The organism is Stutzerimonas stutzeri (assembly GCF_000590475.1).
GTDB classification, from domain to species: Bacteria; Pseudomonadota; Gammaproteobacteria; order Pseudomonadales; family Pseudomonadaceae; genus Stutzerimonas; species Stutzerimonas stutzeri_D.
This window is the reverse complement of the sequence record NZ_CP007441.1, coordinates 3,848,635-3,875,129: the sequence shown is the minus strand read 5'-3', so window position 1 is coordinate 3,875,129 and position 26,495 is coordinate 3,848,635. Positions and strand designations below refer to the sequence as shown.

The 26,495-nt window shown below is 54.7% G+C and carries 19 protein-coding genes and 2 tRNA genes; 12 read left to right on the top strand and 9 right to left on the bottom strand.

Translation table 11 applies throughout. The annotated features are described in order from the left end of the window. Positions 1-157: 157 nt before the first annotated feature. Together CH92_RS17625 and CH92_RS17620 are read right to left on the bottom strand one after the other, a co-directional pair. A tRNA-Leu gene (locus CH92_RS17625) sits at positions 158-244 on the bottom strand. 103 nt (positions 245-347) lie between these two features. Then, a tRNA-Leu gene (locus CH92_RS17620) sits at positions 348-434 on the bottom strand. A 204-nt stretch (positions 435-638) separates the two neighbouring features. Here CH92_RS17620 and rnr point away from each other — a divergent pair. The 8 genes from rnr to dnaB all read left to right on the top strand — a co-directional run bounded on the left by rnr (position 639) and on the right by dnaB (position 10,089). Continuing rightward, positions 639-3,164 carry a ribonuclease R gene (gene rnr / locus CH92_RS17615; protein WP_025243082.1) on the top strand — a complete coding sequence of 842 codons (2,526 nt, stop codon included), beginning with the start codon at positions 639-641 and terminating at the stop codon, positions 3,162-3,164. Then, the gene (gene rlmB, locus CH92_RS17610; protein ID WP_025243081.1) at positions 3,161-3,910 is read left to right on the top strand and encodes a 23S rRNA (guanosine(2251)-2'-O)-methyltransferase RlmB; all 750 of its coding nucleotides are present in this window, start codon (positions 3,161-3,163) and stop codon (positions 3,908-3,910) included. Before rnr ends, rlmB begins: the two co-directional genes overlap by 4 nt. Positions 3,911-4,103: 193 nt before the next feature. Continuing rightward, entirely contained in the window at positions 4,104-6,278 is a 2,175-nt protein-coding gene (locus CH92_RS17605; RefSeq protein ID WP_025243080.1) for a PAS domain-containing sensor histidine kinase, read from the top strand. A gap of 180 nt (positions 6,279-6,458) precedes the next feature. Next, positions 6,459-6,881 (top strand): 30S ribosomal protein S6, encoded by a 423-nt coding sequence (gene rpsF / locus CH92_RS17600; protein WP_025243079.1) that lies wholly within the window; start codon positions 6,459-6,461, stop codon positions 6,879-6,881. Positions 6,882-6,909: 28 nt separating this feature from the next. Next, positions 6,910-7,140, top strand: coding sequence for a 30S ribosomal protein S18 (gene rpsR, locus CH92_RS17595; protein WP_019340128.1), 231 nt, complete (start codon positions 6,910-6,912; stop codon positions 7,138-7,140). Positions 7,141-7,174: 34 nt separating this feature from the next. Continuing rightward, positions 7,175-8,068 carry a hypothetical protein gene (locus CH92_RS17590; protein ID WP_025243078.1) on the top strand — a complete coding sequence of 298 codons (894 nt, stop codon included), beginning with the start codon at positions 7,175-7,177 and terminating at the stop codon, positions 8,066-8,068. Between the two features lie 20 nt (positions 8,069-8,088). Further along, entirely contained in the window at positions 8,089-8,535 is a 447-nt protein-coding gene (gene rplI / locus CH92_RS17585) for a 50S ribosomal protein L9 (protein WP_025243077.1), read from the top strand. 159 nt (positions 8,536-8,694) lie between these two features. After that, positions 8,695-10,089, top strand: coding sequence for a replicative DNA helicase (gene dnaB, locus CH92_RS17580; protein WP_025243076.1), 1,395 nt, complete (start codon positions 8,695-8,697; stop codon positions 10,087-10,089). Between the two features lies 1 nt (position 10,090). On the opposite strand, the gene CH92_RS21960 is transcribed toward dnaB, so the two are convergent. Together CH92_RS21960 and CH92_RS22415 are read right to left on the bottom strand one after the other, a co-directional pair. Next, positions 10,091-10,243, bottom strand: a complete 153-nt coding sequence (locus CH92_RS21960) for a WYL domain-containing protein (protein ID WP_144381040.1) — start codon at positions 10,241-10,243, stop codon at positions 10,091-10,093. 201 nt (positions 10,244-10,444) lie between these two features. Then, positions 10,445-10,573, bottom strand: a complete 129-nt coding sequence (locus tag CH92_RS22415) for a hypothetical protein (protein WP_256059244.1) — start codon at positions 10,571-10,573, stop codon at positions 10,445-10,447. A 400-nt stretch (positions 10,574-10,973) separates the two neighbouring features. Here CH92_RS22415 and alr point away from each other — a divergent pair, with 400 nt between their 5' ends. From alr to drt3b, 3 genes are all read left to right on the top strand, one after another. Continuing rightward, complete coding sequence (gene alr, locus CH92_RS17570) at positions 10,974-12,053, top strand: alanine racemase (RefSeq protein ID WP_025243075.1); 1,080 nt, start codon at positions 10,974-10,976, stop codon at positions 12,051-12,053. Positions 12,054-12,848: 795 nt separating this feature from the next. Next, positions 12,849-14,123 carry an antiviral reverse transcriptase Drt3a gene (gene drt3a / locus CH92_RS17565; RefSeq protein ID WP_080690017.1) on the top strand — a complete coding sequence of 425 codons (1,275 nt, stop codon included), beginning with the start codon at positions 12,849-12,851 and terminating at the stop codon, positions 14,121-14,123. Further along, the gene (gene drt3b, locus CH92_RS17560; protein ID WP_025243073.1) at positions 14,120-16,099 is read left to right on the top strand and encodes an antiviral reverse transcriptase Drt3b; all 1,980 of its coding nucleotides are present in this window, start codon (positions 14,120-14,122) and stop codon (positions 16,097-16,099) included. The genes drt3a and drt3b overlap by 4 nt, the downstream gene beginning before the upstream one ends. A gap of 587 nt (positions 16,100-16,686) precedes the next feature. On the opposite strand, the gene CH92_RS17555 is transcribed toward drt3b, so the two are convergent. The 4 genes from CH92_RS17555 to CH92_RS17540 all read right to left on the bottom strand — a co-directional run bounded on the left by CH92_RS17555 (position 16,687) and on the right by CH92_RS17540 (position 21,921). Then, positions 16,687-17,259 (bottom strand): recombinase family protein, encoded by a 573-nt coding sequence (locus CH92_RS17555; protein ID WP_025243072.1) that lies wholly within the window; start codon positions 17,257-17,259, stop codon positions 16,687-16,689. 220 nt (positions 17,260-17,479) lie between these two features. Further along, entirely contained in the window at positions 17,480-18,250 is a 771-nt protein-coding gene (locus CH92_RS21740; RefSeq protein ID WP_080690016.1) for a DUF4145 domain-containing protein, read from the bottom strand. A 570-nt stretch (positions 18,251-18,820) separates the two neighbouring features. Continuing rightward, the gene (locus CH92_RS21955) at positions 18,821-20,326 is read right to left on the bottom strand and encodes a hypothetical protein (RefSeq protein ID WP_144381038.1); all 1,506 of its coding nucleotides are present in this window, start codon (positions 20,324-20,326) and stop codon (positions 18,821-18,823) included. Positions 20,327-20,448: 122 nt separating this feature from the next. Continuing rightward, positions 20,449-21,921 carry a site-specific integrase gene (locus tag CH92_RS17540; RefSeq protein ID WP_025243070.1) on the bottom strand — a complete coding sequence of 491 codons (1,473 nt, stop codon included), beginning with the start codon at positions 21,919-21,921 and terminating at the stop codon, positions 20,449-20,451. A gap of 237 nt (positions 21,922-22,158) precedes the next feature. Between CH92_RS17540 and CH92_RS17535 the strand changes: the two genes are divergently transcribed. After that, on the top strand, positions 22,159-24,444 hold the full coding sequence (locus tag CH92_RS17535; RefSeq protein WP_025243069.1) for a YgiQ family radical SAM protein: 2,286 nt from the start codon (positions 22,159-22,161) through the stop codon (positions 24,442-24,444). 53 nt (positions 24,445-24,497) lie between these two features. On the opposite strand, the gene CH92_RS17530 is transcribed toward CH92_RS17535, so the two are convergent. Next, a complete protein-coding gene (locus CH92_RS17530; protein WP_025243068.1) occupies positions 24,498-26,462 on the bottom strand; it encodes a methyl-accepting chemotaxis protein in 1,965 nt (654 codons plus the stop codon). Between the last annotated feature and the right edge of the window lie 33 nt (positions 26,463-26,495).

Sequence of the window (26,495 nt, the reverse complement as noted above, 5' to 3'; positions counted from 1 at the left end):
CGGTCTTTTTGTTCTTGTCGAATGCGCTGCGTAGGGGAGTGCGCTGTGCTGTTGGCGCCGATAAATGTCGGCTTCGTGCTGACACGCTGTTCTATTCGGGTCGCCTTGGGGCAGAAACGAAAAAACCGAGCTAAGAGCTCGGTTTTTTCTTGAAGAGTGGTGCCCAGGAGAAGACTCGAACTTCCACGATGTTGCCATCGCTAGGACCTGAACCTAGTGCGTCTACCAATTCCGCCACCTGGGCACATTGCGATGATTGCTCATCGACTTCTCTGTCGGTTGCTGGTCGAGGTCGACAGCCTCGTGCCTATGAGATGCTTGCGAAGCGCAAGAATTTCATCAATAAGTGGTGCCCAGGAGAAGACTCGAACTTCCACGGTGTTGCCACCGCTAGGACCTGAACCTAGTGCGTCTACCAATTCCGCCACCTGGGCACTGCAAACGATGATACTTCATCGTTTCCGTGTTACAACGTCTACCAGACATTGTGGGCGCGAACTATACGGGCGAGGTTATGCCTTGTAAAGCCCCGCACAGGAAAAATAATTCGCTCGAAAGCTGCCGCCAGCATGCGTTTCGCGCTTCAATAGATATAGGGCGTTCTGCCTCTATAAATGAATGAAAGGTGACATCTCTTAATGGCCGATTGGCAATCCCTCGACCCCGAGGCCGCACGTGAAGCGGAAAAGTACGAAAACCCTATTCCAAGTCGCGAGCTGATTATTCAGCACCTGAGTGAGCGCGGCTCACCAGCGGCGCGTGAGCAGCTGGTGGAAGAGTTCGGATTATCCTCCGAAGATGATATCGAGGCTCTGCGCCGCCGTTTGCGTGCGATGGAGCGTGACGGTCAGCTGATCTACACCCGGCGCGGCACTTATGCCCCGGTGGACAAGCTGGACCTGGTTTGTGGTCGCGTCAGCGGCCATCGCGACGGTTTCGGTTTTCTGATTCCCGATGATGGCAGTGATGATCTGTTTCTGAGCCCTGCACAGATGCGCCTGGTGTTCGATGGTGATCGCTGTCTGGCCCGGGTGGCCGGGCTCGATCGCCGCGGTCGCCGCGAAGGTGCCATCGTCGAAGTGATCAGCCGCGCGCATGAAACGATTGTTGGGCGCTATCAGGAAGAAAGCGGCATCGGTTTCGTCATGGCCGATAACCCTAAGATCCAGCAGGAAGTTCTGGTGACACCGGGTCGCTCGATGGATGCCAAACCGGGGCAGTTCGTCGAAATCAAGATCACTCACTGGCCGACTCAGCGTTTTCAGCCTCAGGGCGACGTGGTCGAAGTGATCGGCAACTACATGGCGCCGGGCATGGAGATCGACGTTGCGCTGCGCAGCTTCGATATTCCCCACGTTTGGCCTGATGCGGTGAAGCGTGAAGCGGCCAAGCTAAAGCCGGAAGTGGAAGAGAAGGACAAGCACAAGCGTGTCGACTTGCGGCACCTTCCGTTCGTTACCATCGATGGCGAAGATGCACGCGACTTCGATGATGCCGTCTATTGCGAAAAGCTCAGCGGCTGGAAGCTGTTTTCCGGTGGTTTCCGCCTGTATGTGGCCATCGCCGACGTGTCGCACTATGTGAAAGTGGGCTCGGCACTCGATCAGGAAGCTGAAGTGCGTGGCACCTCTGTGTATTTCCCCGAGCGGGTGGTACCGATGCTGCCGGAAGAGCTTTCCAACGGGCTCTGCTCGCTGAATCCGCACGTCGATCGTCTGGCCATGGTCTGCGAAATCACCCTGAGCAAATCGGGGAAGATGACCGACTACCAGTTTTACGAAGCCGTCATCCATTCCCACGCGCGACTGACCTATAACAAGGTCAGCAGCATGCTGGAGCAGCCGTCATCGGCAGAGGGCAAGCGCCTGGTCGGTGAGTACGGCGAAGTACTTCCACACCTCAAGCAGCTGTATGCGCTGTACAAGGTGTTGCTCAAAGCGCGTCACACACGCGGTGCGATCGACTTCGAAACCCAGGAAACGCGGATCGTGTTCGGTGCCGAACGCAAGATCGCGGCGATCAAGCCTACCGAACGCAACGATGCGCACAAGCTGATCGAGGAATGCATGCTGTGCGCCAACGTGGCCACGGCGCGCTTCCTGCAAGATCATGACATTCCCGGCCTGTATCGCGTTCACGATGGTCCTCCACTGGAACGGCAGGAGAAACTGCGGGCCTTCCTTGGCGAGCTGGGTCTGAGCTTGCATAAGGGTAAAGAGGGGCCAACCCCGAAGGATTATCAAGCGTTGCTCGAGCGCATTCAGGGGCGCCCCGATTTCCATGTGATCCAGACGGTGATGCTGCGGTCGCTCAGTCAGGCGGTCTATAGCCCAGACAACAACGGCCACTTCGGTCTGAACTACGAGGCCTATGCACATTTCACCTCACCGATCCGTCGCTATCCGGATCTGCTGATCCATCGCGCGATCCGCAGTGTGATTCGCTCACGCCGCGACACCTCCCATGTGCGGCGCGAGGGTGCGACCAGCATGCCCAAGGCTCGCATCTATCCGTACGACGAGGCGGCGCTGGAACAGTTGGGTGAGCAGTGCTCGATGACAGAGCGCCGCGCCGACGAGGCGACCCGCGACGTGGTGAATTGGCTCAAGTGCGAGTTCATGAAGGACCGAGTCGGTGAAAGCTTCCCTGGCGTCATTACGGCGGTCACCGGGTTCGGCCTGTTCGTCGAATTGACCGATATCTATGTCGAGGGCCTGGTGCATGTGACCGCCATGCCCGGCGATTACTACCACTTCGATCCGTTGCATCATCGCCTCTCTGGCGAGCGCAGCGGCCGCAGTTTCCGTCTCGGTGACAGCGTCGAAGTGCGGGTAATGCGTGTCGATCTAGACGAGCGCAAGATCGACTTCGAGTTGATCAGTGGTGGTAGCAAGACCGAGAGCCGCGAATCCGGCTCGGCGGATAACCGCGGCGCACGAAAGGATAATCGCAGTAAGAAAGGCGCCGAATCGTCAAAAGGGCGTGAGCCAGTCAGTGCCGATGTTCGCAAAAGTCGCGAAATGAAAAAGGCGTTACTGTCTGACGCAAAAAGTGGCGCAGCGAAGAGCAAGCCCAAACGCAGCTCGGCGAAGCCCAAGACGTCGAGCAAATCTCCATCCAAGCCGGATGGCGGTGCGCCGCGCAAGCGTAAGGCCAAGTCATGAGTGATCTTGAAAAAATCTACGGCCTGCACGCCGTAGAGGCATTGCTGCGCCACCATCCGAAGCGGGTCAAGCAGGTCTGGCTGGCCGAGGGGCGCGGCGACCCGCGAGTGCAGGCATTGATGCAGCTGGCTGCACAGTCCAAGGTTCGTGTCGGTCAATGCGAGCGCCGCGAGATGGACGCCTGGGTTGAAGGTGTGCATCAGGGGGTGGTTGCCGAGGTCAGTCCCAGCCAGGTCTGGGGCGATGCGATGCTCGATGAGTTGCTGGACCGGACCGAGGGCGCGCCGCTGCTGCTTGTGCTCGACGGCGTCACCGACCCCCACAATCTAGGCGCCTGCCTGCGTACCGCCGATGCAGCCGGTGCGCTGGCGGTGATCATCCCCAAGGACAAGTCCGCCAGTCTAAACGCCACGGTGCGCAAGGTTGCCTGTGGTGCGGCGGAAGTCATTCCACTGGTCGCGGTCACCAATCTCGCGCGTACGCTGGAAAAGCTGCAGCAGCGTGGGTTGTGGATCGTGGGCACGGCTGGTGAAGCCGAGCAGGACATCTACGATCAGGATCTCAGTGGCCCCATCGTTCTGGTGATGGGCGCCGAGGGCAAAGGCATGCGACGCCTGACCCGCGAGCACTGTGATTTCCTGGTCCGGTTGCCAATGGCCGGGAGCGTCAGCAGCCTCAATGTATCGGTCGCCACTGGCGTCTGCTTGTTCGAAGCGCTGCGTCAGCGTCGTGCGGCAACCCGCTGAAGACTTGATGGGGCGCCGTCAGGCGCCGGTCCGCTCTTGAAAGCCGCTCCTCTCGAAACGGATTGTTTCTCGCGCGGTCAATTATCTGTTCTGGGGCTGACTGGCGGTCTCTGAGTTATGTTTGGTTGATGCCTGTGTACACGGGCACAGCGTTTGATTGCGGCCGGCGACAGGCTCGCATCATGGAGGTTGTATGCCGCAACGCCCGCCTTTCGAGGCACTGTTCAGGTCTTCTCCGAACGCCTATCTGCTGCTTGACCGAGAGCTCATCATCCAGGATGCCAACGAGGCATACCTGAAGCTCACGGCGCGAACGCTCGAAGACATCGTCGGGCGCCGCATACATGACGCGTTCGCTGCGGATCCGCAGGCGCCCGAAACCAGCCATGTCGAGCAGCTGCTGCAGTCCTTTGCCCGGGTACTTCGCAGCAAGGCTTTGGATACGCTGCCGGTCATCCGTTACTCGATCGCGGTGAGTCCCGATAGCGGGGCGTCCTACGAGGATCGTTACTGGAGCGCGACCCATACGCCGCTGCTTGATGAGCAAGGCGAAGTCACTGCTATTCTGCAGCACACTGTGGATATCACCGAGCTGCAGTCGCTGAAGGCGTCCCTGCGCTCGAGTGAGTTGCGAGGCCAGCCTTTGCAGCAGATCGAGGCCGCGATCATGTCCCGCGCCCGGTCGATGCAGGATGAAGGCAATCAGCTGCGTCAGCTGTTCGCCCAGGCGCCGGGCTTTGTCTGTTTTTTGCGGGGGCCAGAGCATGTATTCGAGTTGGTCAACGAGGCCTATCAGCAACTGACAGGTCATCGCGAGCTGATCGGAAAAAGGGTGCTCGATGCCTTGCCCGAGCTTCAGGGGCAGGCATTTATTGACCTGCTGGATCAGGTTTATCGGTCCGGCGAGCCTTACATCGGCAGGGGAATGCGGGCGCTGCTGCAACGTCATCCCAACACGGAGCCTGAAGAGGTCTTCGTCGATTTCGTATTCCAGCCGATCATCGAACGCGATGGGCAGGTCTCTGGCATTTTCGTACAGGGCAGCGACGTGACTGAGCAGCAGCGCAGTCAGCGGGAATTGCAGGCGCATCGCGAGCATCTCGAGGAACTGGTTCGCGACCGGACAAGCGACCTGATGCGTAGCGAAGCCGAGCGGCGAGTAGCAGAGGCAGCCCTGATGCAATCGCAGAAGCTCGAGGCGGTGGGTAAGCTGACCGGGGGCATCGCCCATGACTTCAACAACATGCTGCAGATCATCGGCGGCAATCTTCAACTGTTGCGCCGTAACCTGAGCACCGATGCGACTGCGCAGCGGCGTTTGGAATCGGCGGTCGGCGGCGTGGAAAAAGGCGCACGACTGGCGTCCCAGTTGCTCGCGTTCGCCAGCCGTCAGCCGCTTCAGCCGCAGTCGGTGGATCTGGGTGAGCTGCTTGAACAGATGAGCGAGCTGCTGAACGGCGCATTGGGCCGGGCGGTGCAGGTAGATGTCGATATCCAGCCAAATCTGTGGCCAGTTTTTGTCGATGTGGGCAACCTGCAGGCCGCAATTCTCAACCTGGCGGTCAATGCGCGCGATGCGATGCCCGGGGGCGGTACGTTGTGCGTGCGCTTGTGCAACCGCTCGCTGGATGCAGAACAACTTGCGTCGCAGCCCGGTGCCGCTGCAGGGCCTTTTGTTGAGCTAAGCGTCATCGACGAGGGCGAGGGCATGTGCCCTGAAGTTTTGGAGCGGGCATTCGAACCGTTCTTCACGACCCGCCAGAATGCCAATGGTTCTGGTCTCGGTCTGAGCATGGTTTATGGTTTCGTCAGACAGAGCGGCGGCTTCGTCGTGCTCGAAAGCGAAGAGGGTCGTGGCACTTCTGTCAGGGTTTGCCTGCCAGCCACCGTTGCTGAGGGCGCGCGCGGGATTCATGAACCGTTGATTAGCAGCGTTCAGGAGTCAGCGACCGCGGCCAGCTTCAGTGCGGCCGAGGTGCCGATGGAGAAGTCCGATGGCTTGAGGATTCTCTTCGTCGAAGACGACCCGACTCTGCGTATGTTGACCGGCGAGGTGATGGAGGAGCTCGGTCATGATGTCTGTCTCTGCGAGTCGGCGGAGGCTGCACTTGAGATGTTGAGTCAGCGTCAGTTCGATGTTCTCCTGACGGATGTCGGGCTGGCTGGTATGAGTGGCATCGAGCTGGTGCGCCAAGCCAAGTCGCACGATGCGGCGCTGAGTTTGGTCATCGCCTCCGGTTATGCCATCAGTGCCCGAGACGAAGGTCTGGACGATCTGCGCACCATGCTCAAGCCCTATGACATCCATCAGGTCAGGTCCTTGCTCGAAAGCATTCGGGCTGAGCGGTCTGCCTCGGCGCGCGGTTGAATCTGGCTGGTTAAATAATCACCAAAGCTCCTTGCGTGGTGGGACGGGCTTCTCTAGAATTGCGCCCCTTGCCCGGATGGCAGGCGTTTGCGCGCCTCTCTGGCTGGCAAGTCAACATAACTGATTCACTCCTTGCCTGACCCGCGTTGTGCGGCAGGCTGCAACCCGTAAGGAGCAACAATGCGTCATTACGAAATCATCTTTCTGGTCCACCCCGACCAGAGCGAGCAGGTTGGCGGCATGGTGGAGCGTTACACCAAGCTGATCGAAGAGGACGGTGGCAAGATCCATCGTCTGGAAGACTGGGGTCGCCGTCAGCTGGCTTACGCCATCAACAACGTACACAAGGCTCACTACGTGATGCTGAACGTTGAGTGCAGCGGTAAGGCACTGGCCGAGCTGGAAGACAACTTCCGCTACAACGACGCCGTCATCCGTAACCTGGTCATTCGTCGCGATGAAGCCGAGACTGAACAGTCCGAGATGCTGAAGGCTGAGGAAAACCGTAGCGAGCGCCGTGAGCGTCGTGATCGCCCTGAATCTGACTCTGTCAACGATAATGACAGTGACAGCGACAGCCGCGACAACAACGCTGACGAGTAATCCACGGACCTATTGAGGAGCCTATTTCATGGCACGTTTTTTCCGTCGTCGTAAGTTCTGCCGTTTCACTGCAGAAAACGTGAAAGAGATCGATTACAAGGATCTCAACACGCTGAAGGCCTACATTTCCGAAACCGGCAAGATCGTTCCTAGCCGTATCACCGGAACCAAAGCACGCTATCAGCGCCAGCTGGCTACCGCTATCAAGCGCGCCCGCTTCCTGGCCCTGCTGCCCTATACCGACAGCCACGGCCGTTGATCGAACTGTTCGGCAGACGTAAAGGATAAATCGCATGCGCGCCCTGGCTGACTTCATCATGCGCGGCCGTATGCAGGCGATTGTTGTAGTGGCTGGCTCTGCAGCGCTGCCGATGTTGTTCTGGCTGTGTGCTGCGGCAGGAAGTCTGGTGTTGTTGCGTCGCGGGCTGAATGACGCGCTGGGCGTATTGGTCTGGGCTGTATTGCCCGCAATGGTCTGGTGGTACTTCGGCGATCCGCGCACGTTGCTGGTATTGCTGGGATCGTTCGGGTTAGCGCTGCTGTTGCGCAACCAGCGCTCCTGGCCCCGGGTGATGCTGTGCAGTGTGGGGCTCGGGTTGTTGTATGCCTGGGCGCTTGGAGTGGTTTTTGGCGAGCCGATCGCGGCGCTCGCCGCTGAGTTGCAGAAAATGCTGCCCGACATGCTGTCGGACGCCTATCAGCAACTTTCGGTGGAAGAGCAGGCGCGTTTGGGGGCATTGCTGACGCCGGTTCTGACCGGCTTGTTGGCGGCGCTGTTGCAGATCACCACGTTGCTCAGTCTGATTCTCGGACGGTATTGGCAGGCGCTGTTGTACAACCCAGGTGGCTTCGGCCTCGAGTTTCGGACGCTGCGTTTTTCTCCAGCGCCGGCAATGGTGCTCCTCGCGGGCATGTTGCTTGGTCCGAGTCTCGGTGTGCAGCTGGCAATGCTGGCTCCGCTGTGCAGTGTTCCGCTGGTGTTCGCCGGTATTGCACTGATGCATGGGCTGGTGGCGCAGAGCCGGATGTCACGGTTCTGGCTGGTGGGGCTTTACGTCACGCTGGTACTGTTCATGCAATTGATTTATCCGTTACTGGCCGTCATGGCCATTGTCGACAGCTTGTTTGATTTTCGCGGTCGGGCATCTCGTGATGACGATGCGGGACCTGCGAACGGTGAAGGTTAAGTTAAAGAGGTAAGACTCAAATGGAAGTCATCCTGCTGGAAAAAGTCGCAAACCTGGGCAACCTGGGCGACAAGGTAAACGTCAAGTCTGGTTACGGCCGCAACTACTTGCTGCCGCAGCGTAAGGCTACTGCCGCCACCGCGGCAAACATCGCCGAGTTCGAAGCTCGCCGTGCCGACCTGGAAAAAGCTGCTGCCGAGCGCAAGGCGTCCGCCGAAACTCGTGCTGCTCAGCTGGCTGAACTGGAAGTCACCATCACTGCTACTGCAGGCGATGAGGGCAAGCTGTTCGGTTCCATCGGTACGCACGACATCGCTGATGCCCTGACCGCCTCCGGCGTTGAAGTGGCCAAGAGCGAAATCCGCCTGCCGAACGGCACCATCCGTCAGGTTGGTGAGTACGACGTAGCTGTGCATCTGCACACCGACGTCGAAGCAACCGTGAAGCTGATCGTGGTTGCCGGCTGAGACTAGCCTGCGTCTGGCACCCCTGGTACCTGACGCGTAACATCGGGCACGTTTCCATGCGAGTGGAACGTGCCCTTTGTCTTTTCTGAACATAAGAAGTCTGTTGCCGTTTCGTCGAACCGCACTGAACGATGGCAGGCCCCGAGAATTCCGAGTGCCATGAACGACATCAGCGTCCCCCAACAGTACGATCTGGAAACCGCAGCGCTCAAAGTGCCGCCACATTCCATCGAGGCCGAGCAGGCTGTGCTTGGCGGGCTGATGCTGGATAACAACGCCTGGGAACGGGTGCTTGATCAGGTGTCGGATGGCGATTTCTATCGCCATGATCACCGGCTGATCTTCCGCGCCGTTTTCACTCTGGCCGAGCGCAACTCGCCGTTCGATGTAGTTACGCTTTCCGAACAGCTGGACAAGGAAGGTCACCTGTCACAGGTCGGCGGTCTCGCCTACCTCGGCGAGCTGGCGAAAAACACCCCGTCCGTGGCAAACATCAAGGCCTACGCGCAGATCATCCGCGAGCGCGCCACGCTGCGCCAACTGATCGGCATCAGCAACGAGATCGCCGACAGCGCCTATGCGCCGCAGGGGCGTACGGGCGAGGAGATTCTCGATGAAGCCGAGCGACTGATCTTCCAGATCGCCGAAGCGCGCCCCAAGACGGGCGGGCCGATGGGGATCAACGACATCCTGGTCAAGGCGATAGACCGGATCGATTCGCTGTTCAATGCCGGTGAGGCGATTACCGGCATATCGACCGGCTTCACGGACCTGGACGAAGCCACCAGTGGCCTGCAAGCGGCCGATCTGATCATCGTCGCCGGGCGTCCCTCTATGGGTAAGACCACCTTCGCGATGAACCTAGTGGAAAACGCCGTGCTGCGTTCCGACAAGGCGATTCTGGTGTTCTCGCTGGAAATGCCGGCCGATTCCATCGTGATTCGTATGCTGGCCTCCTTGGGCCGTATCGACCAGACCAAGGTACGGACCGGTAAGCTCAGCGACGACGACTGGCCACGGCTGACCTCGGCGGTCAACCTGCTCAACGATCGAAAGCTGTTCATCGACGATACCGCGGGCATTTCGCCCTCGGAAATGCGCGCCCGGACGCGGCGTCTGGCGCGTGAGCACGGCGAAATCGGCATGATCATGGTCGACTACCTGCAGCTGATGCAGATTCCGGGCTCCAGTGGCGATAATCGCACCAACGAGATTTCCGAGATCTCCCGCTCGCTGAAAGGCCTGGCCAAGGAATTCAACTGCCCGGTGATCGCGCTGTCGCAGCTCAACCGCTCGTTGGAACAGCGACCGAACAAGCGCCCGGTGAACTCTGACTTGCGTGAATCGGGGGCGATCGAGCAGGACGCCGACATCATCATGTTCGTCTATCGGGACGAGGTCTATCACCCGGAAACCGAATACAAGGGTGTGGCTGAAATCATCATCGGCAAACAGCGGAACGGCCCGATCGGCACAACCCGTCTGGCGTTCCTCGGCAAATACTCGCGCTTCGAAAATCTGGCGCCGGGCAGCTACCAGTTCGACGACGAATGAGTCAGGTCCTGTAGGACGGCGCCATGGCCTCGCCACAGAGATAGGGGGCGAGGTAATGCTCCAGTCGTTGTCCAGGACCCGATTGGTAAGTTTCGTCGAGGTTGTCCAGGCTGGCCACTCGGTCGATGCGAAAGTTGCGGAAATCGTTGCGCAACTTGCACCACCTACACAGCGTTCAGGTCTGCCCCCGGAAGAACAGACCCAGCGGCCAGATGCGACGCAGGCTGGCTTGCCCGCTTTCGTCGCGGTAACTCAGGAGTTTTCGCCGTTGGCGGATCGCCTGGCGTAGCTGACCGAGCCAATGCACGGGATAAGCGTTCACCTCCGGCGCAAACAGACGGTGCCGTTGAGCTCGTCACGCAGGGCGGTGGGCAGCACGCCATGGATTTTCGCCAATGCCGCTTTGCTGTTCGGGCGCGTGGCTCAGGCAGCCACCAATGCCGCTCTCCGGGTCGTAGGGAAACAGGCCCATGTGTCCGCCCATGCCCTCCATCGTCTCCAGCCGGGGTTGCCAGGGCCTGCTCGTAGAAGCGGTGGGCGTGTTCGAAGTCACTGACAAACAGTTCGAACAGTTGATTGCATTCTTTCTCTCTCCTTCGAATGGACGATGTCGCTAGGGTGGCGCCGTCGAGGGCGCGATTTGGCCTGCGAAGGCCACTTTAAGTCAGCGCTACTGACAGTCTGGTGTCAGCAGCGTCGACGGATTTCTTCTGGCGGTTGGAAGGCCGAGCGGCAGAGAAGACGCAAGGGGGGCGGCTTGACGCATGCCGCCGACTGAGCGGATTCGTGTCGCCCGGTGTGCGCGTATTGATTGGCGCCGGCGTTTGCAGCTTATTGGGCGAGGGTTAAGATGATCGGCCCCAGTACGCCGCTGAGCCCGCTCCATGCGCCCGCTAATTGCATCCATCGATCTGTCCGCCCTGCGTCACAATTACTCCTTGGCCAAACGCTGCGCCCCGGGCCGCCGAGCCTTCGCGGTGGTCAAGGCCAACGCCTACGGGCATGGCGCGTCAGCGGCAGTGGAATGTCTGTCGGATATCGCCGACGGTTTTGCAGTCGCTTCGCTGGAAGAGGCCGAACAGGTCAGAGCCGTCGCTGCTGGCGCGCGTCTGCTTTTGCTGGAAGGGTGTTTCGAGCCTGATGAATATGTCAGAGCGGCCGAGCTGGGGCTGGATGTCGCGGTTCAGGGCGAGGCGCAGGCGATCGCATTACTGGAGTCGTCTATCATTCAGCCAATGAATGTGTGGATGAAGCTCGACTCCGGCATGCATCGCCTGGGATTCTCTGCCGCAGCATTGCGCGAGTGGCACGCTCGCTTGAATGACGCGCCCCAGGTCGCCGAGCTCAACCTGATGAGTCATTTTGCCTGTGCTGATGAGCGCGGCCATCCACTTAACGAAGCGCAGCTTGAGCAGTTCGTCGGGCTGCTGGATCTGGATTTTGCTCACCGCTCGTTTGCCAACTCCGCGGCTGTGTTGACGTTGTCAGCAGCGCATATGGATTGGCTGCGCCCCGGCATCATGCTGTATGGCGCGTCGCCGTTCGCCGAGCTGAGCGCGGCTGCATTGGGGCTGAAGCCCGTGATGACGCTCACGGCGGCGATCATCGCAGTTCGCGACGTGGCGGCGGGCGAGAGTGTCGGCTATGGGGCCGGCTGGGTGGCGCAACGTTCATCGCGTATCGCCACGGTCAGTTGCGGCTACGCCGATGGCTACCCCCGTACGGCGCCGCCAGGCACTTGCGTGGTCATCCAGGGGCGGCGGGTGCCGCTGGCTGGGCGGGTGTCGATGGACATGTTGGCGGTGGACATTACCGATCTGCCGCAGGCGGCCCTCGGTGATGAAGTTGAGCTATGGGGCGCGCAGGTGCCGGTCGACGAGCTCGCCCAAGCCTGTGGCACCATCGGATACGAGTTACTGACCAAGGTTACGCAGCGCGTGCCACGGCGTTATATCGGCGGCTGACCGGCGTTTCGCCTGTTTGTGTTTGGGTAAAACCGACTAGCACAGTCGGCCTTCCTGATCATTTTTTGTGCTATATTCCGCGCCCGTTTTCGTTGCCCCGGTTTCTAGCCATGCACGCAGCCAAGCCCCTTTTCGATTATCCCAAGTCGGGGAAAGGTCTTGACGTTTCGCTGAAACCCGCACAGTAAGCAGACCCCATTCCCACGGGGTGCCGACATTCTGTATCACCTTTCGGTGTATGTCAGCTCAGGCTTGGATAGAAGTGGTCATGCATCTGGACGTTCGGACCGGCCAATCGACTAGGTGTCTGCACCGTAGCTCCGATGTCGACGTGCTTAAGCTCGTATGTTTGCCCCCTGGGAAAGCACCAAACCATTGCTTTGGCGGACTGTGCCATGCATAGGCGTCCTCTTTCAGCGCGTCCGGGTATCTTCGATACCGGTCGAGCGTTCCGAGGACAAGCGCTTGCTGGTAGTTTTGGGTGACAAATGTTCAGCTGTACCTATAGTGTTTAGTCCATAGCCTGCCGAAAATCAAACGGCCCCGGTTGACAAGTTTGTCCGGTGGAGAGGCCCGCACCGACTGTATCTGAAAGACTTCGGAAGGTATCATCGCGACATTTCGGCGCTTTGTGATTCGTCGTGATTTGTCGGTGCTTTTTGAGAATTTCCGGTGTAACTTCGTTCGTAAATTTTCACCGTGAGATTTAGCAGTTTCGGGTTTTCAACGATTTACATAATGCAGAACCCGTCATGGAAGCTAATTAAATAGTCTGCCACTAATAAGGATAAGGCAGTGATTGAGATACCATACACTGCAAAAGCTCTTACAGAATGCATTGGCTTTCAGGATGTCATAAAGAATCCTCACCTTCAGGACCGTTCAAGACGTGCTGATGAAGCAACCGCAGCCCTGGCAGAATTAAGAGCTGGCTCGGTCTTTAATGGTTCACTTCGAGAGATTTCGCTTGGTAGCGCTAAGGGCTATGTTTTTACTACCCTAGCAGCAAAAATGGTATCTCGCTTGATATCAAGAAATATCAAGGCAAACTACCATATAAAGCAGTCAGACAGGCAAACGATAATCTCTAACGTGTTATCTTTTTTTAAAGAGGGCACGCCTTATGCAGTCTACCGATTCGACTTAGTGAGCTTTTACGAGTCCATTGACCGTAAAGTATTATTTGACCGGCTCATGGCTGATAGTAAATGCTCGTGGCGTACGTTAGTGCTGCTTGACCAGCTATTTGCAGTGATTGATATTTGTGGGGTTGCTGGCCTGCCACGAGGGTTAGGGGTTAGTGCTACCCTCTCTGAATTTTATCTATCAAGTTTTGATCAGGCGATTAAAAGTGATGTTGACGTGTTCTACTATGCTCGGTTCGTTGATGACATCATCGTCATCACGTCTGGTCGAGAATCGAAGAATGATTTCGAGAAGAAACTTTTAGAGTTTTTGCCAGCCGGGCTAGACTTCCACAAAGTCGGAGACAAACGCAGTTATCACACTATCCCGAAGGCTAAAGAGCCTCATCTAGGCTTAGAGCAAAAAAAGTTCCAGATAAAGTATCTGGGATATCAAATGAAAATATTTGAGTGTTGCTCGGAAGAGGCGGTTCTGGGTAGCCTTCGGCGTAAAGTGGTCTGCGATATATCGCAAGACAAAGTTCTTAGGATTAAGAAAAAGTTTATCGCTGCGATTTCTAGTTTTTTATCCAGCGCGCAGCTGCCGCCTGACTATTTGTTGTTGAAAAATAGAGTGCGTGCCTTAACCGGAAATTACAACATCAACGACCCGATGTCTGGTATAGAAATAAAAACCGGCATTTACTTTAACTATATCCAGAAAAATTATATCGGCCACTGCTCCCTTGATGAGCTCGATGTTTTTATGAGGGGAGTGTTGTTTTCATCTAAGCATCAATTATCTAGACGAATTGCTTCTGCGCTCACCTTGCAGCAACGCAAGCTTTTGGCCGGGTATAGCTTCAAAACTGGCTTCAAGAAAATAAGATTTCATTCCTTTAAATACGAAACACTGCGTAAAATAAAAGAGTGTTGGCGAAAATGAAGTCAGGAAATCGCAGGGTTAAAAAAGAAGATTCCGCACGGGTGCTTCTAACCGAGACATGCCCGTATGAGGTGCCCATAATATTCAGCAACACTGGCTTCTATTGGCATGTTAAGAAGTACGAGTCTGGTACTAGTTTGTTCCCTCGCGTTATGGATTACCTATTTCATGGTAGCTTGACTGAAGAATATACCCTTCCGCTAACTTACAAGGTTCGCAAGGATGAGGACTCGTTTAGGGTCGTATCATTGTTGCATCCAAGAGTTCAGATAGGTTTCGTCGAGTTTTACAAAGAATTCAGCGATCAGATACTATTGGCTTGTTCAAAAAGCCAATTTAGTATCCGTCGGCCAAGCAAAATTGCCGGAAAGTATTTCGCTAAAAATCAGAGCGAAAACATAAGAAAATACCGGGCGGAATCATTGTCTCTTGCTTCAAGTGAAGTTAAATACAAGCATTTGACTTCTTACTTTTCTTACTCAGATTACACTCGGTTATATCGGTTTTTTGACTCGTCTGACTTCCTCAGCCTAGAAAGACAATATTCCTCATTCTGGTCGCTAGATATCTCAAAGTTTTTTGATAGTATTTATACACATTCCATTGACTGGGCGTTGAAAACTAAACCTTTCTCGAAGACAAATACCGGCACAAAGAATACATTCGGTGCTGTCTTCGATAGATTGATGCAGGTTTCGAATTATAATGAAACTGCTGGAATAATAATTGGTCCGGAAATTTGTCGAATATTTTCTGAAGTCATATTCCAACAAATTGATTTGAATGTCGAGACGGAGCTAGGAAGGGTAGGCTTTGAGTGTGGGCGTGATTATGTGATTCGTCGTTATGTCGATGATATATTTATTTTTGCTACGAATGATTCCGTTGCTTCGGTTGTAGCAAAGTGCGTTGAAGTTCACGCTAAAGAATATAAGCTAAACCTCAATAAATCAAAAACGACGAAGGCCAGTCGGCCATTTGTTACGAGTAAGACAAAATCGCTTCGCTTGATCAAAAATGCGCTGTCCAACTTTGAATTAAAGCTGGTGTCCAAAGGCGAGGACGGGGAAGGCGAGTTTGAGCCCCGCCGTGTTTTTAATCGCAAAAAGCTATGTATAGCGTTTCTTAATGAAGTGAAATCGGCTTGTATCGATGACGCTGCGGCTTACGGACTGGTTTGCGGCTATCTCATGTCCGCCCTCAAAAATCTACTAGTAAGAGTGGCTGAGAAAAATATAACCCGAACTTTCGAAGACAAGGCTGGGCTTAAAAAATACTCAGATTTCTTTCATGTTATTCTAGAGGTAATATTTCATTTATATACGGTTAGCCCTGGGCACAAAGGCTCCGTTAATTTGTTCGTGTCATCCACGGTGGCATGTTCCTTTTTTAGTAGACATCTGCCTGACGAAATAGACTCTATCAAAAGTAAAATCTACACGTCTTGTCGATCCTTTTTTGAAAGCAGCGAATACGCAAAGATGGCGGCCGAGAATGGTGATTATGCTTTGCTTGAAGCGTTAAATTTGCTTGTGTTGCTTAAAGAGATTGGTGAGGACTATCTGGTTCCTCGTCAATTGTTGGAGTCACTTGTAAAGATTTCAGAACGGCGAAGGTTTTCGTACTTCGAGATAGTTGTGCTCTTGTACTACATCGGTAACAATGCGAGCTATGCTTCTATAAAAAGAAGTATAATAAAAGATATAAATTCGATTTTAGAGTCTGTTTCGGATTTGCGGTTGAGCTCTGAGAAGCTATACTTATTTTTGGATTCAATGACCTGCCCGTATCTCGATGAGGCGTTCAAGTCAAAGCTTGCTGCTAAGTTGCTCAAGCAAATTTATTCAGCCGAGGCTACACCTCAGGAAATATCTGAACTGACGCTAAAGCTCGGTAAGTATCCTTGGTTTGTTTCTTGGGCTAATGTGGACTTTGTGACAGCCTTAGAAAAGAAGGAGTTGCTGAGGGGCTATTAGAGTCGTATGATCCAATTGCAGGGTGTACCAGCCAGCTTTACGGCCTAGTGTCATAGGGCTGGCTAACCGAAACCTGATTGTCGTTTTGCTCAGGATGAATAATTCGACAGGAAGGGGAAGGGATCATTTGCTTCAAGGATGGCGGTCTACCGCACACACTATACTGGCTGGACATCCTGCACTGTTTATCGCTTGGGCGTAGAACTAATTACGTTCGCTCTTGATAGGTTTATTATGAGTTTTTCCGAAAACCTCTGATTTCCATATGCGCGTTCAGCGTTGACATAGATGTTGACGCTGGATCAAGGCCATGAGCGCCACGTGTTCTATGATCGCCAAACCGAGCGATTGCCTTGCTGCTTCGTACTGTTCCCCGGTGTATCAATTTCTCGGCATAACATTTCGTGGGCGACCGCCAAATATGAATACGGGCGTCGTACAGACGTGTTACGCCTCAGGCATACACGAAGGGACATGAAAAAACGTTGCCTCTAGAACGGTTCAGCGTTGCCCTTGGGGGCTTTGTGAGGGATTGGGGCAGCAGAAAACTGCCAAGTGAAACAGTGCCTATGCAGGTTAACTGCGAGTTACCTAGCTGGGTTCCATAGACGTTTGATTGTCGAGAGGCTAACCGATAGCTCCTTAGCGACTGCCGATTGGCTCAAGCCCTCAGCCTTCAATTTCTGCACATTAGATTCGTTTGTCGCAGCGGGGCGACCAAGTGCCCTGCCTTCCTTCTTGGCCCGCTCAAGGCCCGCCTGGGTACGTTCCCGAATTCGGTTGCGTTCGAACTCAGCGAAAGCAGAGAAAATCTGCAGCATTAGCTTACCTTCCGAGCTAGTCAGGTCGTGCTTGCCAAGGTCAAGACTCACCAGATTGATACCGCGATTAGTCAACATGGTGATGGTCTGCTGCACGTCGATATTGTCCCTACCCAGACGATCTAGTTTGAGTACGACAAGGGTGTCTCCTGCTTCTAGCTTGTGATCGACCAAAGCTTTGAAGGCAGGACGTTTCATTGCCTCGATGCTACCGCTGATTGTCTCGGAAATTACACGTTGAGGATTTGTCTCATATCCCGCCTGTTCAACTTTCAGCATTTGGTTTTCTGTCGTTTGTTCGACTGTTGAAACACGACAGTAAACGAAGGTGCGGGACATCGTGCAAGCCTCTAGTGTCAAAAACGTAGGGTCACAATACCTTATGGTGTCAGAAAAAGAAATGCTATTTTCTGACACCAGAAGACGAGCCGATGAGCATAGGTTCATAAACGGTCGTTTTTGAGCTTTACCAATCCCGCCCCGAAGTGGGCGGGAGTTCATTTCATAATGCACAATTGGCGAACCGCAGCTGCTCGCCCAGCTCAGCCACGGCGTACCGCTAGACGCTTCCAGTCCTAGGAAGCCTGCTTATAGGTCCTCTACTACTATTAATAGCTTCTGCCAAGTCTTGAATCTTCCTCTTTCGGTCGCTGTAAACCTCTTCAAGAAGTAGCTCCATAATTTCCAAAGCGTTCAACGCGTCATCAAATTCCACTTGTATCCCTGGGTGACTCCCGTAATTACCGAGCCACCGGATGGCGTCGAATAATGCACGAACACTTTGATTGTCATCTCCAAGCATCTGGATTCTGCGACCAAAAGAAAGGTAACCCTCGCCCGATTCGGGATGAACAGGAACGCCAAGAGTTGTAAGGATTTCCTCGGCTGCTGCCCTTAAGCTATTGCAACATGTAGAGGGACTTGAGAAATACGATGAAAATGCCGTTCGTAAAGCAGATACGACCTCAGCTGGTGACTCAGCCGGAAAGTCGATCAACTGTAATGTGGGATGAAAAAAAGATGGACGATAAAATTCTACATAGCCCCTATCCCAGTCTCCATCCGGTCCTTCAAAATACTCTTCTTCAACTGATCCATCGCCCACTACGAAAACCGATTCACTGCATGAAGAGCATTTCAAAGTGCAACTAAAAATAAGTCTAATGAATTCCGGTTCCCAATATTCTTCCCTATGCTCAGCTTTGGAAGCGACTGTCTCTTTGGAATTGAAATCGCCTTCAAGGCGGAGTTCGCCCTTATAGCAATATGGGCATGTATATCTATGAATCGATTCTTTGGTGAAAACAGATTTCAATATTTTTTTATCCATTGCTCCTACTTCCTTTTTTCTTTCGCTATGAGTTTTCTCTGGATGGTCATGCTTTATATCTGTCAGTGATAATCCGTTATATCAAAAATAAAGATTTTTTGCAGCCAGTAACCGCTAGTGACTGGTAGAAACGATAGCTGTTAACTGTTTGTATAACCGCGTTACCCTTCGGTATACGTATGGTTACCAGGCGCTGAACGCAGTGAGGCGCTGCCCGAAGGGCAATGTCACTCGTACAGATCGATTAAGCGGTAATGATTGGTGGGAACGAGCAAACGTCAGCTGTTTGTATAACCGCGTTACCCTTCGGTATACGTATGGTTACCAGGCGCTGAACGCAGTGAGGCGCTGCCCGAAGGGCAATGTCACTCGTACAGATCGATTAAGCGGTAATGATTGGTGGGAACGATTAAAGTCACTGATTTAAACCAAATATAAACGATAAAATATAATCCTTAGATACTGTTATGGCTCGCCTTGAGCGGCGAGTGGACTCCCTCGATGAGGGAGCCCATTTTCTCTGAATTCATAATAGTTCTATTAACGAAACGTAGAATTTCTGTACGGCAGTCAAAGAATCCCGCCCTGCGGATTGGCGTATAAATTGATTTTTTTATAGGCAGTGGACTGTCCAAATCCCGCTTCCATTAACGATTTAACGATAGCGCTTCTTGCCTGTCCAAATTCCAGGCATTTTTTAATGATATCCCGAGCGCAGTCGTCGCGCTTGGCGGTTTCACTTGGCTCTCGGTTGATCATAAATGGGGGGGTCATAAGAGATCGATCAATGGTTGCGTTAGGTATGCATTGTTCGCGTAGAAACTCGCATACTTCATCGTCTTGTACATAAAGTGAAACGTGTAGCGTATTCCCCCTCTTTCTAATAGCTGTTCTTGTGACATCTTGTAGAGCCCGTTCTAGCTTCTCGGTGACACGCCAAGCCTCATGTAACTTTCCAGGCATGATTCCAAGTTTCCCCTCCAATGCGCTAAGAATCGGCTTATGATTCGGGCTTGCCTGGCCGCTGTAAACAAGAACGGCGGCGGTATACGCATTGTATGAGTTGATTCCTCTATTGTCTCCAGGGCATGCCTCTACGCCAATCAAATCTATTACTGATTTTGAGTTAAACCAATTATTGCAAAAAAGTAACATTGGTCTGCTTTTGTTGTGGTGATAAGCTTTGGATATTATTTCATCTATGTATTGATTGTTTGTCCCAAGATGTTCGTGAAATCCCTGGCCATCCTTTGTTGTAAGCGCCTTTGTCTTAGACCATCTCATTGGACATAAAGGGTAAATTACCACCTCGCTTTCGTACGCATAGTCAGGTGGCGAAAAGCGTGAGCTAATGAATTCGAAACCTTTTGCCTGCGCTATCGTGTGGAAAACACCTCCAGCTAACGTAGCTGTTAGTATATGTACTTCGCTAGCGACACTTGCTTTTTCAAAAAAATCTGTGGTTTTTCCAGTTGCGATGCTGAATTCGTCGTCTTTTCTGTACGGTTTAATGAAGACAACACCGTCGTGTAGTAAACAGTCGTAAATTCGACGCTCGAACACTGAGCAAGCGCTTCCAAAATAGCTTGAACTGCCAGCGCGGCTATACGAGTCAACTAACTCTCTGACGTGCTGAAATTTGTCGTGGCGAATCTCTAGCCGATTTTCAACATGTTTTAAGTTTACGAGTAGAGAGTCTAGATCGGCTTGCTTGATGTTTCTACAGTCAACGTCCAGAATTCGTGGCACCTCGTCAACTGCCAAGATGTATTCGGCTAACAGCTTAGAGTCCACTTCCATTAATGCTGCATGTGTAGTGATTACGAACGAAATGCCATTCTGCAGTGCTTCTGTCAGATATCTGCCGCGCTTTCCAATGGTTTCATCACCAATGATTGGCTTGCATTCCAGTTGCAGTGATTCGCATCTTTCAACCACTTCTCCTACTAACTTTAGTGTCGGTAGAGCTAGCACCAGCTTTCTGCCTAAGAACATCCAAATTTTTGCTCGTCGCAGAAAGTGCTCTGTTTTTCCACTGCCTGGAACGCCAATTGATACATAAATTTTCTTTCTCACTTACTTTTATTCCGTTTGCTTGTTTGAACGTAATATAGTTCTAACACGAAAATCAGCAGGTTTAAACAAATCTGGATCGTTTTTCTAGCTTATGTTTGATGCAATGGTTGGTTTGGTAAAGATTATGATTTAATCGCCTTGAGCGCCGTAGTTGCTCGGTCGATGCCCCCCTGAGGGGTTAATTTAAGCAATTTTATAAAATTGTTTTGCGTGTTAATTAAGTTGGCGGCTTCTGCGATGCTTGGTATCTTCTTCATTTCTTCTGCCATCCTCATTAATGGATTGATTCCGTATCCATTGCCAGCGCTCCCTGATGCGTGACCAGTGATCCAATCACTCACTTCTTTAGGTATGCCATGCGCCCTAGCAAGCGTTTTGAAAGAGTGCCTGAACGCATGGAGCGGGTGGCGGCCCGGTCGATAAATACCAAGACGCTGGGTTAATAAACTCCAATGCTTTGCCACGATTCCTGAGTAACGTCCCGATACCTTGTCTAGCTGCGCAAAGACTCTGGAGGATGGCTCCCGCCCTTCCACAAGCTCCAAAAAACCCAGTATCAGCAGGTCGCCATGAAGAGGTATGTCCCGACGACTGCTATTGGTTTTGACTGATTTATCCGGGCGGTCATCGATGATCCGGATGAACCATTGGCCGCTTTCGTGCTGGCGGACATCGCTCACGTAGAGCTGTGCGATTTCCTCTCGTCTTGCACCTGTGTAGGCCGCTAAAAGCGGCAGCCAGAACACAGCGTTACCTGGTCGGCCGGTGGCATATCGTTGGCTTTGAAAATCGGAGTGACTGAATAGTCTGACGAGCTCTTCCCATTTGTAGCCTTTATCATCATCCAGATGGCGTTTCGGTTTAGCTGCATCCAATTTACGAAGCACGCGTGATGCAGTAACTGGATTGGATGAGATATGGCCGCTTTCCACGGCGAATGACATTAAGGACGACAGCCGTGCAACGGTTAACCGAACGGTTGTAGATGAGAGGGTGGGGGTATCCGGCTTGGCCAGCATTTTCAGTTGTGCGATACAGGCGCTCTTGGTTTTGCGTCCCCTAATGACAGGAACCATTGCCAGCTCGACGGCGAAGGTTTGGATGTGGGATGACGTGATCCGATTGATGGCAAGATCGCCGATTAACTCGATGAACCTATCAACCACCTTGCGCAACTGGGATTCGTGATTGGCTCGTACGTGCTCCGGCCGACTGATTAGCGCCATCGACTCGATATGCCTGTTAAGGACCTGGGAGAGCTTTGGAAGCGAACTGGGCTCTTGCCCTGGGACTGCAACCTTTGAAGCTGAATTGAGCGCATACGCGCTGCTAGGGGCTTTGCCGTGGGCGTTGCCGGGAAGAGCGTCGAGGGTCTGTCTTGAAACCCCTCCGTGTAGCCGTGCTTCGTTGATCAGTCGTTCAGTTGCCGCGTAAGCGTCGGCAAAGAGAGCTTTGGCCTGTCGAAAATCTGTTGTCCCTAATGAGCGTCGAATCTCGACCCGGCCGATGATGGGACGCAAAGCTTGTGGAACAAAGCGGCGTATGTAGTACACCCCGCTGTCCGGATGGCGCCATGGTTGGGCGATAAGAGCCATGTTGCTGTACCTACCTTCTGTATCAGTTGGTAGGAAACGAGGTCTGCTTTAGGTTGGAAGCCAACGTACGGCTGGCGTGGGAACAAAAGGCAGCGCGGAAACCTCTGAAATCCGCTGATGCGCCAGAACGTCCGGAATTACTACGAAATCGAGTAAAGGCCGACTGGCGCAGTCGGCCTTCCTGATCATTTTTTGTGCTATATTCCGCGCCCGTTTTCGTTGCCCCGGTTTATTGCCATGCACGCAGCCAAGCCCCTGTTCGACTATCCCAAGTACTGGGCCGAGTGTTTCGGCCCAGCACCGTTCCTGCCGATGAGCAGGGAGGAGATGGATCAGCTCGGCTGGGATTCATGCGACATCATTATCGTCACCGGTGATGCCTATGTGGATCATCCTTCATTCGGCATGGCGATCATTGGTCGCCTTCTGGAAGCGCAGGGTTTTCGCGTTGGCATCATTAGCCAGCCGGACTGGCAGAGCAAAGACGCCTTTATGAAGCTCGGCGAGCCGAACCTGTTCTTCGGCATCGCCGCTGGCAACATGGATTCGATGATCAACCGCTACACGGCCGACCGAAAGGTCCGTTCCGACGATGCCTACACGGCAGGTGGCCTGGCCGGGAAGCGTCCGGATCGCGCCAGCCTGGTCTATAGCCAGCGTTGTAAGGAGGCCTACAAGCACGTCCCAGTGGTACTCGGCGGCATCGAGGCCTCGCTGCGCCGGATCGCTCATTACGATTACTGGTCGGACAAGGTTCGCCGCTCGATCCTGATGGACGCGACCGCGGATATCCTTCTGTACGGCAACGCCGAGCGTGCCATCGTCGAGGTGGCGCAGCGGATGGCGCGTGGTGAATCGGTCGAGCAGATTACCGATGTGCGCGGTACCGCCTTTATCCGTCGTGACGCGCCCCAGGGTTGGTTCGAAATCGACTCGACCCGCATCGATCGCCCCGGCAAGGTCGACAAGATCATCAACCCCTATGTGAATACCCAGGATCTGCAAGCCTGCGCGATCGAGCAGGAAAAGGGCGCCGTCGAAGACCCGAACGAGGCCAAGGTTGTCCAACTGCTGCCGAACCCGCAGATCGAGCGCGACAAGACGGTGATTCGTCTGCCGTCGTTTGAAAAGGTCCGCAACGACTCCGCCCTATATGCTCATGCCAACCGTGTCTTGCATCTGGAAACCAACCCCGGTAACGCGCGTGCGCTGGTGCAGCGCCATGGCGATCACGATATCTGGCTGAATCCGCCGCCGATCCCGCTGACCACTGAGGAGATGGATTACGTGTTCGCCTCGCCATACGCGCGCGTGCCGCATCCGTCCTATGGTGGCGAGAAGATTCCGGCCTACGACATGATTCGCTTCTCGGTAAACATCATGCGTGGCTGTTTCGGCGGCTGCACGTTCTGCTCGATCACCGAGCACGAAGGCCGGATCATCCAGAACCGCTCGCACGAATCGATCCTCAATGAGATCGAGGAAATGAAGAAGCTGCCGGGCTTCACCGGTGTTGTGTCGGACCTCGGCGGGCCGACCGCCAATATGTACCGCATCGCCTGCAAGAGCCCAGAGATCGAAACGCACTGCCGCAAGCCGTCGTGCGTGTACCCAGGCATCTGCGAGAACCTCAATACCGACCACAGCTCGTTGATCGAGCTGTACCGCAAAGCGCGCGCGCTGCCAGGCGTGAAGAAGATCCTGATCGCGTCGGGACTGCGCTACGACCTGGCGGTCGAGTCGCCGGAATATGTAAAAGAGCTGGTCACTCATCATGTCGGCGGTTACCTGAAGATCGCTCCGGAACATACCGAGCGCGGACCGCTGGACAAAATGATGAAGCCGGGGATCGGCAGCTACGACAAGTTCAAGCGCATGTTCGACAAGTATTCGAAGGAGGCGGGTAAGGAGCAGTACCTGATCCCGTACTTCATCGCTGCGCATCCGGGGACCACTGACGAGGACATGATGAACCTCGCACTGTGGCTCAAAGCCAACGGCTTCCGCGCTGATCAGGTGCAGGCCTTCTATCCGTCACCGATGGCCAGCGCCACGGCGATGTACCACAGCGGCAAGAACCCACTGCGCAAGGTTACTTATAAGAGCGAAGGTGTTGCTATCGTCAAGAGCGAAGAGCAGCGCCGTTTGCATAAGGCCTTCCTGCGCTATCACGATCCGAAAGGCTGGCCGATGCTGCGCGAAGCCTTGCAGCGGATGGGACGTGCCGACCTGATTGGCAGTGGCAAAAATCAACTGATCCCGGCGCACCAACCCGCGGCCGAAGGCTACCAGAGCGCCCGGCGCAAGAATTCGACCCCGGTGGGCAGCAAAAAGGCGGGGCAAGGCGGCAAGATTCTCACCCAGCACAACGGCCTGCCGCCGCGCAGTCACGATGGCAATGCCTGGGATAAGCGTGAGCAGGCCAAGGCGGCCGCTGACGCGCGGCGCAAGGCGGCTGCAGGCGGCGCTAAACCATCTGGCAAGAACCGCAAGCCGTCGCAGCGTCCTGTTGCGCCGCGCTGATCATGCCCCCGCCACGGGCTTCCGTGACGGGGTCAAACGGTGAGGCCGTCGCGTTAGTATTTAAACGCAAGCGTCGCCTGGTTCAGGTCTCCTGCCAGGCGCAGCATCTGCTCGCTCTGCTCGCGGCCGCGGCTGATGTGTTCCAGGTTGCTGTCGCCCAACTGGTGGATGCGCTCGCTATGCTCACGGATTTCGCTCACGGCATCGCTCTGCTGTGCAGTGGCCGATTCGATCTGCTCCGCCATATGCTCAATGGTGCCAATCGTGGTGACAATCTGGTTCAACGCCAGATCAGCTGTCTCGGCCAGCTCGGCGGTGGCTTCGGCATGATTCACCTGAGTTCGCATGGCCGCTACAGATTGATGAGCAGCCCTCTGTAGATTGCCGATCAGCTGCTGTATCTCCTCGGTGGCACCGCTGGTGCGCTGAGCCAATGTGCGGACTTCATCGGCAACAACGGCGAAACCTCGGCCCTGTTCGCCGGCCCGGGCCGCCTCGATAGCGGCATTCAGAGCCAGGAGATTTGTCTGCTCGGCGATGGAGCGGATAACGATAAGCACTTTACCAATGACGCTGGTTTCATCAGCCAGCTGCTCGATGGCCTGGGCGTTATGCCGTACTTCGCTGACGAGGCCCTGTAGGCCGGTGAGGCTCTGGCTGATCACCTGCTGCCCATGACTGACTGCCTGGCCTGCCGCTCGGCTAGCTTCTGCGGTCTGACTTGCACCGTTGGCCACGTCCTGAATGGTCGCTTCCAGTTCGCTCAGCGAATCGCGGATCTGCGCGGTGTCGTCGGTCTGCCGGCTGGCGCCCTCATGCAGGTCACTGCTCATCTGGGCCAGGGTGCGGCTGCTGTGATCCACCTCCTGGGCCTGTTGGCGCAGTGTGCCGACCAGCATCAGCATGTAACTGCGCAGTTGATTCAACGATGCCGCGATTTCGATCATTTCTGGGGTTTTCGACTTGAGTTGCGCAGCCACGCCGAAATCGCCCTGAGCCCAAGCGGATAACGTCGGAGCGAGTTGTCCCAACGCGCGCGTGACCTGGCGCTGCAAACGGTCGATGGCGAGCGCAATCAGCAGTATCAGCGCAATGATCGAGCCCTGGATGAGTCGTACCTCCAGCTGGATGCGCCCATGTTCGGCACGGATTACCGGCTCGAGCTCGGCAAGTGCCCGCTGCAACGTCGCGATTTTCTGCTCGCTGCTAGCCATCAACTCGCTGCGCTGGCGGATCAGTTCGCGTGTTCGTTGAAGTTCGGCGGGGTAGCGATTGATCAGGCCAAGCAGTTCACGTTTCAGCGCGACTCCTTGGTCTTCGCTTGCCTGCTCCTGTTGTTCGCCGAGGTCCAGCAATGCGGCGAAGGCACTGGCTCCCGAACGTTGTGCACTGGCGACGCCGAGCAAGGGCAGCGCATCGAGCGTGTCCGCTTCCTTGCCCAGCGCCTGCAGGGCCTGTTCCACTTCTATCGCCAGCTCATCCTGCCCGCTGCTGACCAGCTTTCCGCGCGCGTGGCTCAGGCGTGGCAGTTGACGGGCAGCTTCGAAGAGTGGGGTCTGATACTCCCTGGCCGCCGAATTTTCGGCGCCTTGCGTTGCGTAATGGTGCAGCTGCGTCAGTGAGCCGGCCATCTCTCGTTCGGCCTGCAGCAGCAGTCCTTGTGGGTCGCCGGCGAGCTTGCCAGCTGCCAGCAGGTCGGTTGCGGTAAACCGGCTGAGGTCTTCCAGGCTCGGTCGTAGCCGGTCGGCGAACTGGCTCGGTAAGGCCGTCACATCTGTCGAAAGATTATCCAGCGCCTGTAGCGCGGCACTGTGGGATACCGCATTGCCGCTAGCCAGGTAATCTTTGACGTTACTGGCGACCTGATGCTCGAAACGCTGGGAGAGCCCGAGGTAGCGGTCCATCAGTTGATACGGGCGTTGCAGTGCGCGCTCCGACCACCAGAGCGTGACGCCTAGTGCGACGCATATCGCAACAAGCAGGCATGTATTGAGTGTGGTGAGCGACTTCAGGCGCATGCTTACCTCCAAACGGCAGGGAGGTCGGCAATG

Bases quoted from the DNA above. Each gene is read 5' to 3' on its own strand.
- rnr (WP_025243082.1), top strand. From the start codon at position 639: ATGGCCGATTGGCAATCCCTCGACCCCGAGGCCGCACGTGAAGCGGAA.
- rlmB (WP_025243081.1), top strand. From the start codon at position 3,161: ATGAGTGATCTTGAAAAAATCTACGGCCTGCACGCCGTAGAGGCATTG.
- CH92_RS17605 (WP_025243080.1), top strand. From the start codon at position 4,104: ATGCCGCAACGCCCGCCTTTCGAGGCACTGTTCAGGTCTTCTCCGAAC.
- rpsF (WP_025243079.1), top strand. From the start codon at position 6,459: ATGCGTCATTACGAAATCATCTTTCTGGTCCACCCCGACCAGAGCGAG.
- rpsR (WP_019340128.1), top strand. From the start codon at position 6,910: ATGGCACGTTTTTTCCGTCGTCGTAAGTTCTGCCGTTTCACTGCAGAA.
- CH92_RS17590 (WP_025243078.1), top strand. From the start codon at position 7,175: ATGCGCGCCCTGGCTGACTTCATCATGCGCGGCCGTATGCAGGCGATT.
- rplI (WP_025243077.1), top strand. From the start codon at position 8,089: ATGGAAGTCATCCTGCTGGAAAAAGTCGCAAACCTGGGCAACCTGGGC.
- dnaB (WP_025243076.1), top strand. From the start codon at position 8,695: ATGAACGACATCAGCGTCCCCCAACAGTACGATCTGGAAACCGCAGCG.
- CH92_RS22415 (WP_256059244.1), bottom strand. From the start codon at position 10,573: ATGGGCGGACACATGGGCCTGTTTCCCTACGACCCGGAGAGCGGCATT.
- alr (WP_025243075.1), top strand. From the start codon at position 10,974: ATGCGCCCGCTAATTGCATCCATCGATCTGTCCGCCCTGCGTCACAAT.
- drt3b (WP_025243073.1), top strand. From the start codon at position 14,120: ATGAAGTCAGGAAATCGCAGGGTTAAAAAAGAAGATTCCGCACGGGTG.
- CH92_RS17555 (WP_025243072.1), bottom strand. From the start codon at position 17,259: ATGTCCCGCACCTTCGTTTACTGTCGTGTTTCAACAGTCGAACAAACG.
- CH92_RS21740 (WP_080690016.1), bottom strand. From the start codon at position 18,250: ATGGATAAAAAAATATTGAAATCTGTTTTCACCAAAGAATCGATTCAT.
- CH92_RS17540 (WP_025243070.1), bottom strand. From the start codon at position 21,921: ATGGCTCTTATCGCCCAACCATGGCGCCATCCGGACAGCGGGGTGTAC.
- CH92_RS17535 (WP_025243069.1), top strand. From the start codon at position 22,159: ATGCACGCAGCCAAGCCCCTGTTCGACTATCCCAAGTACTGGGCCGAG.
- CH92_RS17530 (WP_025243068.1), bottom strand. From the start codon at position 26,462: ATGCGCCTGAAGTCGCTCACCACACTCAATACATGCCTGCTTGTTGCG.